Here is an 11,529-nt window from a genome sequence, read left to right as displayed (position 1 = left end):
ACTCCAGTCTTACTGTTTGAATCGTGTAAACACCGACAACGCATTCTTCTCAAAAATCTGCGCTTTGCTTTCGGCATTCAGCCACGCAATGCTCTCGATATTCGGCCGCACGTCGTCGTACCAATTGCCGGTGCGCGGATCTTTTTTCGAACCGGCGCCGGGACGCTCAGTGCCGAACAAGCAGCGCTCGGGGCCGCAGATGCGAAACAACAGCTTCAGAGACTCGACGTTGTACAGCGCCGTGTCGAAATAAAGTTGCTTCAAGCGCTGATCGAAAGTCTCGGTATCGTTCGGTCCGCGCAGCTGAGAGCGCCAACGACCCACTTGATACGGCACCGAACCGCCGCCGTGGGAAATGATCAGTTTTAGCTTCGGAAAGTCTTTGAAGACATTGGAGTCGATCAGCGACAAGATCGCGATGCTCTCCTCGGTGATAAAGTGGCCGTGAAAAGACTCACGCGGGTTCTTACAGCTAGCCGCGTGCACTAGCCCGGGAATATCCATTTTTACCATTTTCTCGTAGAGCGGATACCAGTGCTCATGTCCCATCGGCGGTGTCTGGCCGTCGCCTTCACCGGGGTCGGGGTTGATCATGATGCCGACGAAACCGAGATCGTTGATGCATCGGTCGATTTCATCGAAGGTATTTTTCGGCGACACGCCGGCGTTTTGCGGCAGGCCGCCGATGGCGCGAAACTTGTTCGGATCCATTTTGACTTGCAACGCCAACGCGTCGTTCACCGCGGCACAGTACCAATGCACGATCTTTTCCGGTTTCGCCGAATGCATCATCGTGTACGGCCGCGGCGAGATGAACGCATAGTCAGTGCCGACCTGGTTCAATACATCGGAATGTTTGTTGCCATTCCAACGGGCAGCCTCGATATGTTTTTCGGTAACGACCACACCACGCGGTTTGTGGAACCCGGCGCTATTGATCAAACCAGCTTGAAAACTCAAAAGCTGCTCGCCGGCGACAACGTGGTTGTGAATATCGATAATCATGAACGACTCCTTATGAGTGAATCGTTCCTTTACCTAGCAGAGAACCAGACTCAGGGGAAATGGAGCGGCGACCCAATACTCCATCACTCCAACACTCCAGAGCGCGCCGGGTGGCGCGGCGGCGCCAGTAGCAAGCTCAACACCGCCGAGATCGCCAGCACCGCACCGAAGATCGCGAACGACAAGCCGTAGCCGCCGGTGATGTCGAAAAGAAAACCGAAAAATGGCGGACCGATGGCCGAGACAAAATGCGATATCAAGAGTCCTATGCCGCGAATTTTGCCGAGCGAGCGCCGGCCAAAGTAGTTGGCCCACAATGTATCAGGGATCACCATGTTGCCGCCGAGGCCGATGCCATAGATAAAAAACCCGGCATAGAGGCAAAACCAGTTCCCTGTAAGGATCGCGAGACCCAATCCGAGACCCTGGATTACAAAGCGCAGCATGGCCGCAAGCTTGGCGCCAATACGGTCGGCGAGCACTCCCCACGCCAGGGGCGACGCCAATTGCATCGAGGCGATGATGCTCATGACCGTTGCCGCAACCACCGGCGTGTAGCCGATATCGGTCACGTAGGAATAGACGTGCAGGTTGAGTCCGGTGACGCCCATACTGGAGATACCGAAGGTGATCACCAGCAGCCAAAACGCCGAGGTGCGCATCGCTTCGGCGCGCGTCCAGACCGCTTCTTGGGCGCCGACTTCACGCTCGGAGACCTGCTTTTTGAGCTCGCCCTCGACACCGGTTGGCTCCGTTAGGCCGTCCGGCAACAGCCCCATGGCCTCCGGCGAGCGCCGAATAATCAACAGGGCGGGAATCACCAGCAACGCCAACGTCAAGATGCCGAAGATAAACCAAGTGTGACGCCAACCCAACGACAAGATCAGCCACGCCGCCAATACCGGCATGCAGACTTTGGCGAAGCCGACGCCCATGCTGGAAAAAGCCAGGGCTCGGCTGCGCTGGCGCACAAACCACTGGGCGATGACGACGTTCACCACCATGTAGCCCATCATCGCGTCGCCCAAAGTGACCAGCGTTAACCGCACGGCGGCAAACTGGGCGAAGCTGTCGACGTGGGCCAGAATGAAATAACCAACGCCGACAATCGCCGTGCCGACGACCATTAACCAACGGCCGCCATGGCGATCGACGATGGTGCCGATCAGCGGCGCGATGGACGCCGCGATGATGCCCTCGCCCGAGCGCAGCAGCGAGAACACGCCGCGCGACACGCCAAGGTCGGCGGTCAGCGGCTTCAAGAATATGCTCATCGTGCTCGCCAGCGCGAAGGACGAGGCAACGTTGGCGAGAAAGCCGACGGCGACGATGTACCAACCGTAGAAGATTTTCGTTTTGACGGGACTCTGCGCCGCTTCACTGGTGGATTGCACATCCAGGCTTTAGCAGGAATCGCGCCGCAGGTGCAACGCTGCAACGGCGCTGGAAGACTTGCACGCTACGGAGCCGGCGCGCCCGCCAGCGATTTTTTCGCGTCGATCAGCGCCTTGATATTTTCCAAGCGTTCCTGATCGCTTGGGTGGCTAGCCAAGAACGGCACCCGCGGCCCTTTCGCTTGCTGGATCATTTTTTCGAAGAGCGTGACGGCACCGGTAGGGTCGTAGTTGTTAGCGACAACGTAGTCGATGCCCGCGGCGTCGGCCTCGCGCTCTTGATCGCGGCTGTACGAAGCATCGATCATGCTAAGGCCAAGACCGGCAAGTGTTCCAGCTCCCAGCACACCGCCGGCACCCAGACCGGCGCTGACCACCGTGCCGATGACTTCCAGCGTGCTCCGCCTCAAGCGCGTGGCATCGATGTGGCCCTTGGCCCAGTGGGCGGCCTCATGGCCGAGCAGGGCGGCGTATTCGTTGATATTCTCGCCGATCAACTTGACCATGCCGAGATTGATACCGATGACCGGCCGATCGCTTAACATGCCGGCAAACGCGTTGGGGTCGTCACCGTCGGTTAGCAGCAACTCCGCCGTAATGCCCGCCGAGCGGCTAATCCGCAGGTGCGCCAGCATGAGCTCCTGGAGCAGCCGGGTCGGAATCGAAGCCATGACGGTGTCGCCGGCGCCGCCGAAGTTAACCACCGGGCTCTCGGCGAGCACGACGTCTTTCACGCGCCACACCATTCGCTCGCGTCTCGCGGTGGCACAGCCTGACAGTGCGACGAGCAACACCAAGGCTATGAACGTTTTCATCGACATCGCGTCTAAAGTTGTAGATTATCGGCGCCAAAGGTCAAGCCTGGCAGCGCTGCGCGATTTGCGTTAGCCTTGATAGTGTCCCACGAAAGGAAATCTATGACTCAATTGCTACTTTCTTTGCCCCTTGCATTGTTATTTGCCGGATCCGTGCTCGCGCAGAACGTCTCAGACCGCCCGCGGGTGCCATCGGTGAGCGTCAGCGGCGAAGCGACGATCCAGGCAGAGCCCGACCAGGCGCAGATCGACATCGGCGTCGTCACCCAGGCGCGCACCGCGCCCGACGCGTCGCGCGAAAATGCCGAGCGGCTCAATCGCGTTTTGACCGAGGTGAAAAAGATTCTCGGCAAAGGCGACGAGGTCAAAACCAGCGGCTACTCGTTGAATCCGCAATACCGCTACCCGCAGGGCGGCAAACCGGAAATCGTCGGCTACAACGCCAGCAACACCGTGCGCATCAAAATGCACAAGCTCGACGACGTCGGCAAAGTCATCGACGCCGCCATGGGCGCCGGCGCCAACAACATCAATCGCCTGGCTTTCACGTTGAAGGACGAAGAAGGCGCGCGCCTCGAAGCGCTCAAGCAGGCATCGGCCAAGGCGAAAGCCAAAGCCGAAGCGATCGCCAAATCCCTCGGTCTCGTGTTGGTGAAAATTCTTTCGGTCAGTGAAAGCGAGCGCGGCTTCCAGCCCGTCTTGCGCCAAGCGCCCATGGCCCGCGCCGAAATGGCCGCCGCCGCGGCACCGACGCCGGTGGAACCGGGCACCGTCGATGTGCGTTCGACGGTTTCGTTAGTCGCGGAGTTGAGCGAACGCTAAACAAACCCAAACCTACTCCAACACCTCTTTAAGCTTCGCCAGCATCGCCGGGTTGGTCCGGTAGATCGCCGCGACGATTTTTTCCAAAGACTCGCCGGTCACCGGGTCGACGTCGAGCTTGGATTTCTCCGCTTCGGCGAGAAATGCCGGATCCTTTAGTGTCGTAAGAAAAGCTTGCCGCATGATTTGCACACGATCCTTAGGGGTGTTCGGCGGCATGACGAACGGGCGGGCGATATCGGCGGCGTCGTGAACGCCCACTTGGATCAACTGGCGCGCCTCTGCGGTCTTAGCGTAACTGACCGCCAACGGCACCTTCGAAAGATCGGGCAGCGGTTTGGCGAGGGCCTGTAGAACGACGTTAACTTCGCCGGACTCAAGGCCGCGCGTCCAGGTCGATTTGATGCCATCCCAGCTCCAACAGGCGCCGGCTAGCTCGCCGCTCTCGGCGGCGAGACGAATGTCGGCGGTGCCTTTGAAACCTAAGACCAGTTGTATGGGTAGGCCAATGGCGTGCTTGAGAATTTTCGGCACGTCGACGATCGGCCCCGAGCCGGTGGCGCCGAGCTTCACCGGTGTCTTGGCGGCCATCCAGCGCTCCATGCTCGCGATGCCGCTCGCCTTGGTCAGCGCGCAGGCGGTTTTCTCCGGTATCGGTGCGCCGACAAACTCGTATTTGGTCGCGTGAAACTCGGCGCCCGGCCGGCCGAGTAGCTGCTGCATGAACAGACCGCCGACGAAGTGGCCGAGCGTGAGGCCGTCGGGCTTGGCCGCTTTGTAGACATGGTTGGCGGCGATCATGCTGCCGGCTCCGGGCATGTTATCGACGACAAAAGTCGGGTTGCCGGGAATATGCTTGCCCATGTGGCGCGATAACGTGCGCGCGTAGACGTCGAAGCCGCCGCCCGCCGACAGGCCGACGACGATGCGCACGGTCTTGCCGCGATAGTAGTCAGTTTCGGCGGCGAATCCTGTCACCGCGAACAAGGCCACTATCACCAACACACCACAATACTTTAGAGCATCGCGCTTCATCTATTTTCTCCGCGCCGCGCTTGCAGGTCATTTCTGAGCCGCTGGGTTGCCGCCAAGTCTACTTGCAATTCTGGTGTCAGCACGACGCCGTAAACGGCGCGCGCCGCTTCGGGTGAGACGATCCGATTGGCGGCGTCGCTGCGCACCAACTCGGGCTCGCGCTCCAGCGGATCGCCGTAGCCGCCGCCGCTCGCCACCCGCATGTAGAGCACGTCGCCGGCGGCGAGCTCGAAGTTGCAGTAGGGCAGCTCTTCGGCGCGCCCGCCCAGCTCATTGAGTTTAGTTGCCGGCCGATTATCGGCGAGCAGCCGATCGACTTCGGTACCGGCCAATTTTTGCATCACGCTTAAAGCGCCGTTCTGACCGCCGGCCATGCCATGGCCGGAGTTTTCTTTGCCGGCGACGCCATAGGCGACGCCGGCGATTTTTCCCTGCGGCGCATCGTGCAGCGTGTGCGCCGATTCAACCGCCACGCCGCCGCGAAACTCGCCGGCGCCGGCGCTGTCCGGCGCGTGGCGGCGAAACAGATACAGCAGCGGATATTGCATCTCCATCCATTCGACATTGGGGCAGCTCATGTAGCTGCCGCCCGAGTCGACGCCGTCGCGGTCGATGCGCGCGCCGTTGCCGTCCATGGCGCCGTGCGCCATGTTGATAAACGGCGTGTAGCGGCCGTATTGATTAACCCCGGAGTGGCGGCAATTGCGGTGGCTCGCGCTTGGCGCGACGATCTCCTGGCGCCAGCGCTCGCTGGTGGCGATCATCTGCATCAGCACGGAGCTGGCGAGAAATCCCACGCCAAAGCCGGATGACGTTGTGCTCATCGAAATCGGCCCGGGAAACTGCACATGCACGAGCGTGCCCTTGGGCGCGATCACTTCCATCGGCTTGATCACCCCCTGGTTCTTCGGCAAATCGTAGGCGATGGAATAAAGAAGGGCGCCGAAGCAGAAGCCGAATGTCCCGTGAAACGGCAGATTGATTCCTTTGCGCACCTGCGGATCGGTACCGGTGAAATCGAAGATTAATCGATCGCCCGCTTTGCGCAGCGCCAACACCAAGCGGCAGGGGCCGTCGGCTTCGATGGTCAGCGTCTCGCGCCACTCACCGTCGGCGATCTCGCTGAGCCGTTTGCGCAGCACGGTTTCCGTGTAGCGAATCATCTCCGCCGACACGCTGTTCATCAACTCCGGCCCATACTGGCGATACAGCTCCTGCAGCCGCGCCTTGGCGACGTTGTTGGCGGCGATCTCGCACTTTAAATCCAATGCCACGGCATCGGGCTGGCGCGTCATGTGGGTGATCGCGTTGAAAACGTCTTTACGAATCTGGCCGCGCTCGACTAGCTTCACGCCCGGGATGCGAAACCCTTCTTGGAAGATTTCCGTGGCGTCCGGCGAATCGCCGCCCGGTGTGATCGCGCCGACGTCGCTCACGTGCACAAACGTCGCGCTCCAGCCGACCAGAACACTATGAAAATGAATCGGCGCGATGATGTAAACGTCGGGATTGTGGATCGCCGCCAGATAGGGGTCGTTGAGCAGGAAAATATCGTCGGGGTAAATCTCGTCTTTGCCGAAGCTATCGATGATACGCTTGACCGCAAAACCGGCGCATACCACATGATGGCCATAGGTCTCGCCCGCCGCCATGATCTCGCCGTCGGGAGTGTAGAGCGAGGCGTTGTAGTCGTGCTGTTGGGTTGTCGTCACCGTGCCGCCGGTGCGCTCCAGCGTAATCCCCATTTCACGGGTGATTTGGTGCAGCCGGTGCGACAGCACTTCGAAAGTAATCGGGTCGATGTTGCCGTCGAACATGTCAGTCTCCGAGGCGCACGCGGATGTTGCGATAGCCATCCATCAGCGCCTGGTCGTTGGGATTGATGACGATCGTCGTGATCGGCGTCTCGATGATCGCCGGCCCGGCCAACTCGCTGCCCGGTGCCAGCCGGTCATAGTCATAGATTTTCGCCGGGATGAAATCCCGCGCTTCTTCGAAATAGGCCCGGCGCTCGGTCTTGATGGCAGCCGCAGCCTGATTTTTCTGCAGCGCATATTGGCGCAGCCGCGGCTTGCCCAACTCGCCGATGGCGACCACGCGAAAGGCCATGATCTCCTGGCCCGCTTCGCGGTAGCCCGCGCCCGGGCCGTAGATCAACTCGTAAACTTCATCGAAGCGCCGATAGATCGCGGCGAGATCGGCTTCGGTCAGCTCAGTCGCGCCCGCAGGAAACGCGATGTTCAATTCGTGCACCTGCTGGCGGTAACGCATGTCGAAGCTGCGAATAATTTTCATCGCGCCATCCGCAAAACCGGCGGCACCGAGGCTGGCGCGCGCCCTTGCGACGAGCGCCGCGAAAGTCGCGCCCACCCGTTTCACATCGGCCGGCACCGCCAGCCTTTCGGAGCGGCCGAAATGATAAGTCACATCCGAGCTCACCAATCCGGCGGCGCTGTGCACCGAGGCGGTGAGCGGCACGACGATTTCTTTGATGCCAAGCTCGGCGGCGTAGCGGCCGGCGTGCACCGGCGCCGCGCCGCCGAAAGCAAACAGCGTGAATGAGCGCGGATCGTAGCCGCGCTCGACAGTGGCGCGCCGGATCGAGTCGCTCATATGACCGTTAGTGATGCGGTAGATGCCGCTGGCGGCCTCCGCCACCGTCATGCCCATGGGCCGGGCGATTTTCTCCTCGAGAACTTTCGTGGCCCGTTCTCGGTCCAACTTCATGCGCCCGCCCAAGAAGCAGTCTTCGTTCAAGTAGCCGAGTATCAAGTCCGCGTCGGAGACCGTTACCGCGGTGCCGCCAAGGCCATAGCAAATCGGTCCGGGGCTCGACCCGGCGCCCTGCGGCCCGACTTTCAACAAACCGCTTTCGCCGTCGATCCAGACGATGCTGCCGCCGCCGGCGCCGATGGACTCCACCCAGATTTTCGAGAGAAACAGTTGATAGCGCATGAAGATCGGCCGGTGATCGGTCTCCACCGCGCCGTCACGAATCACACCGACTTTGAAAGTGGTCCCGCCCATGTCGGTGGCAAGCAGGTTGCCCATGCCAAGCTCCGCGCCGACGAAACGGCTGCCCATGACCCCGGCCGCCGGTCCGGACTCGATGGTACCCACCGCGCTCTTGCAAGTATCGTCGATGCCGAGCAGACCGCCGTAGGCTTGCATGATCAGCGCCTCGCGCTTGAGCCCCTTGGCTGCGAGCAGCTCGCCCAACCGCTTTAGATACGCGGCTATCTTCGGTCCGACATAGGCGTTGAACGCCGTCGTCGCCGTGCGCTCGTATTCACCGAGAAACGGCGCCACTTCGCTGGAGAGGCTGAGATAGATTGACGGATAGTTTTTACGGATGAAGTCGGCCAGCGCGCGCTCGTGCCGGTCATCGACGAGCGACCAGAGGAGCGCGATGGCGATCGACTCCACGCCGCGCTCGATCAGCGCTTTGACGGCGCGGCCGATCTCCTGCTCGGTCAGACGCACCAGCACCGCGCCTTTGTAGTCGATGCGCTCGGCGACTTCTTCGATCAGCGCCCGGGGCACAATCGGCTCGGGCTTCGACTGCGTCGAGGCGCGAAACGCTTCGCTCTCGGTAAGCCCCTCGGTGGTCCGCCCGCGCATGATCAGAAGCGTATCGCCAAAGCCCTCGGTGGTGAGTAGTCCGGTTTTCGGCCCGCTGCGGGTGATCAATGTATTGTCGGCGACCGTGCAGGCGTGAAAGAACAGTTTGGTCGCCGCCAACAGCTCCGCGTCGCTGGCCAGCCCAAGATGGCGCGCCGCATCGGCGACGGCGTTCAATGCGCCGACGGCGAAGTCCTCCGGCGTCGAGAGCGCCTTGCCGAGTGTCACCGTGCCCTGGTCATCCAACGCAACACAATCTGTGAATGTGCCGCCGATATCGACGCCGACGATGTAGTTCATGAATCGTTCGCGGCCTAGGCGCTATTGATTCGCGCCCCTGTTCGAATTTCGCTTTGGCCTAGCGCGCTGGCATCATCCGAACATGTAGTTGCCGCTGTTGATATTGTAGGACTGCCCGGTGATGAACTTGGCGGCGTCGCTGGCGAGAAACGTGATCGAGCCGGCGATGTCTTCGGGTTCGAGGATGTGCGGCAGCGGCGTCGCCTTGAGCCGCTCAAGCACCTCTTCTTCCGAACGATGCTGCCGTGGCATGGCGGTGTTGGCCGAGCCCGGGCAGATGGCGTTGACGGTGATGCCGTCCGGCCCGATTTCACGGGCCAACGATTTGACGAAGCCCATGATCGCCGCTTTGGACGCCGCGTAGTGGGAAAACTGGCGCATGCCATAGTGGCCGATGCCGGAGGCCACACTAATGATGCGCCCGCTTTTTTGTTGGCGCATGGCGGGCACAAACTCGCGGCAGCAGAGAAAATTGCTGCCCAGGTTGATGTTCATCGTGCGGTCCCAGTCTTCTTCGGTTAGATCGACCACGGATTTTTTCGGGAAGTAGATGCCGGCGATGTTGGCGAGAATATCGACGCGGCCGAAGCGGTCAAATGTCGCCTTGGCCATTTGTTTGACCGACGACTCGCTGGCGACATCGACGGCGACGCTGAGCGACTCCGCGCCGAGCGCCTTCAGCTCATTGCTCACCGCCTGCGCTTTTTCGCCTTGCAAATCGGCGACGACGATCTTCGCCCCTTCGCGCCCCATCATCAGTGCCGTTGCCCGGCCAATACCCTGGGCACCGCCGGTAATCACCGCAACTTTGTCCTTGAGTCTCATGGCATCACCACCCCGCCGTTGACGTGAAACACCTGTCCGGTGATCGCGGCACTCTCCGGCGTCGTTAGAAAGTAATACATCTCGGCCAAATCTTCCGGCAGCGCCGTGCGGCCCATCGGGATATTCGGCCACCAGCGCTGCTTGCGCGCCTCGGGCGACTCGTGCGCCATCACACGCGGCGTATCGGTCGGCCCCGGCGCCACGGTGTTGGCGAGGATATTGTCCGGCGCCAGCTCCAGTGCCAAGGATTTCGTAAACGTAATAATGCCGGCTTTGGACGCCGCATAGGGCGTGCGCAGCGCCGAGCCGGTGACGCCATAGTTCGACGCCGTGTTCATGATCCGCCCGCTTTTTTGCTTCTGCATGATCGGCGCCACTTCGCGGCACATCAGAAACGTTCCCTTGAGATTGGCGTCGATGACTTCTTTCCACTCGGCCCAGGTAAACTCTTCGATGCGCTTGGTGAAGCGGCTGCCGCCTGCGATGTTGGCGAGAATGTCGATGCGGCCATAGCGCTTGGCAACGTCGGTGACCACCGCTTTGACTTCGCGCGCGACCGTGACGTCGATGGCGAGCGCGTCGGCTTTGCCGCCGCTAGCAACCACTTCGCCCTTTACTTTTTCCGCGGCGCCGCCGTCATAGTCGGCAATGACCACGGTGATGTCCGCCGCCGCCATGCGCTGGGCGACCGCGCCGCCAATGCCGCCGCCTCCTCCGGTGATAAGTGCAACTTGACTCACGGTTTAGCTCCTCCCACGGTTCAACAAACTTTCAAGCCGAGGCCGATTTGTTTTTCGATATATCACGATAACCGAATTCGGCAAGGCTCTTTCCGAATTCGCGAGGAACGATTACCCAGGCAGGTTTAGAGCGGTCCGGCGCTCGGAGGCTTTGTTTAGCTCGGCTTCGATGTAAGCTTGCGCGCGGCGCATCATTTTCTTTTCCGTCGCGTAGGACAAGGTCTCCAACGCCGTCTCGATGGCAAACCAACGCGCCTCGTCGACTTCATAGTCGTGGCCATCGACGTCGCCCTCGGTCCAACGAATCAGATAGAAGTGCACGCGCTTGAAAACCCGCACCGGTTTGCCTTCGGTCCATTTGTTCATGAAGCGATAGGTGATTTCGCCGAGCTTGTCGACCACTTCGCCGCGCAGTCCGGTCTCTTCGAAAACTTCGCGGCAAGCCGCCTGCTGCACGGTCTCGCCTGGCTCCAGATGTCCCTTGGGCAAACCCCAGCGCCGGCGCGAGCGGATCAACGCCACTTCGACGCTATCGTGGTTGCGCCGGTAGACGATGCCGCCGGCAGAGACTTCGCGTTTTTCGCGCATGGGGTTCTAGCTGTCTTTCGGCGCTACCCGATCATGGAGCCAGCGCAGATAGCTGTCATTGCCGGCCGCCACCGGCACCGCAATGACTTCGGGCACCTCATAGCTGTGCAGTTCCTCGACCCGGCGCGCCAGCACCGCGAACAGCTCTTGACGGGTTTTGATGAGCAGCAGCTCTTCCGCGCTCTCTTCCACTTGCCCCTGCCAACGATAGGTCGAGTGCACGCCGGCAACCCGGTTCACACAGGCCGCCAGCCGCTCCTCGACCAGCGCGCGAGCGATGCGCTCCCCTTCGGCGGCCGAGCTGACGGTCACATAGACCATGACAAACTCCGTCATGGCATCGATCTTAACGGGTTTTAGAGAGGTCAATCAAGAAAGCGGCAA

General features: G+C 60.9%; 11 protein-coding genes. 1 reads left to right on the top strand and 10 read right to left on the bottom strand.

Annotated elements, in window-relative coordinates; genetic code table 11:
- Window positions 1–9 precede the first annotated feature (9 nt).
- From FJ145_15835 to FJ145_15825, 3 genes are all read right to left on the bottom strand, one after another.
- Window positions 10–1,005, bottom strand: coding sequence for an amidohydrolase (locus tag FJ145_15835; protein MBM4262886.1), 996 nt, complete (start codon window positions 1,003–1,005; stop codon window positions 10–12).
- A gap of 83 nt (window positions 1,006–1,088) precedes the next feature.
- A complete protein-coding gene (locus tag FJ145_15830) occupies window positions 1,089–2,399 on the bottom strand; it encodes an MFS transporter (GenBank protein MBM4262885.1) in 1,311 nt (436 codons plus the stop codon).
- Between the two features lie 65 nt (window positions 2,400–2,464).
- On the bottom strand, window positions 2,465–3,220 hold the full coding sequence (locus tag FJ145_15825) for a hypothetical protein (GenBank protein MBM4262884.1): 756 nt from the start codon (window positions 3,218–3,220) through the stop codon (window positions 2,465–2,467).
- A 96-nt stretch (window positions 3,221–3,316) separates the two neighbouring features.
- Between FJ145_15825 and FJ145_15820 the strand changes: the two genes are divergently transcribed.
- Complete coding sequence (locus FJ145_15820; GenBank protein ID MBM4262883.1) at window positions 3,317–4,036, top strand: DUF541 domain-containing protein; 720 nt, start codon at window positions 3,317–3,319, stop codon at window positions 4,034–4,036.
- A gap of 12 nt (window positions 4,037–4,048) precedes the next feature.
- Here the strand turns inward: FJ145_15820 and FJ145_15815 are convergent, their stop codons facing one another.
- From FJ145_15815 to FJ145_15785, 7 genes are all read right to left on the bottom strand, one after another.
- Window positions 4,049–5,071, bottom strand: coding sequence for a hypothetical protein (locus FJ145_15815; GenBank protein ID MBM4262882.1), 1,023 nt, complete (start codon window positions 5,069–5,071; stop codon window positions 4,049–4,051).
- Complete coding sequence (locus FJ145_15810) at window positions 5,068–6,927, bottom strand: hydantoinase B/oxoprolinase family protein (protein MBM4262881.1); 1,860 nt, start codon at window positions 6,925–6,927, stop codon at window positions 5,068–5,070. The genes FJ145_15815 and FJ145_15810 overlap by 4 nt, the downstream gene beginning before the upstream one ends.
- Window positions 6,890–8,992, bottom strand: coding sequence for a hydantoinase/oxoprolinase family protein (locus FJ145_15805; protein MBM4262880.1), 2,103 nt, complete (start codon window positions 8,990–8,992; stop codon window positions 6,890–6,892). Before FJ145_15805 ends, FJ145_15810 begins: the two co-directional genes overlap by 38 nt.
- A 72-nt stretch (window positions 8,993–9,064) precedes the next feature.
- On the bottom strand, window positions 9,065–9,817 hold the full coding sequence (locus tag FJ145_15800; protein ID MBM4262879.1) for an SDR family oxidoreductase: 753 nt from the start codon (window positions 9,815–9,817) through the stop codon (window positions 9,065–9,067).
- Window positions 9,814–10,557: an SDR family oxidoreductase gene (locus FJ145_15795; protein MBM4262878.1), complete on the bottom strand. Its 744-nt coding sequence runs from the start codon at window positions 10,555–10,557 to the stop codon at window positions 9,814–9,816. The genes FJ145_15800 and FJ145_15795 overlap by 4 nt, the downstream gene beginning before the upstream one ends.
- A 111-nt stretch (window positions 10,558–10,668) precedes the next feature.
- A complete protein-coding gene (locus FJ145_15790) occupies window positions 10,669–11,145 on the bottom strand; it encodes an NUDIX hydrolase (protein MBM4262877.1) in 477 nt (158 codons plus the stop codon).
- Between the two features lie 6 nt (window positions 11,146–11,151).
- Complete coding sequence (locus FJ145_15785) at window positions 11,152–11,481, bottom strand: divalent-cation tolerance protein CutA (GenBank protein ID MBM4262876.1); 330 nt, start codon at window positions 11,479–11,481, stop codon at window positions 11,152–11,154.
- Window positions 11,482–11,529: the final 48 nt, after the last annotated feature.

It is taken from the genome of Deltaproteobacteria bacterium, assembly GCA_016874755.1.
Lineage (GTDB): Bacteria > Desulfobacterota > Binatia > UBA9968 > UBA9968 > DP-20.
This window is presented reverse-complemented; position numbering and strand designations above follow the sequence as displayed.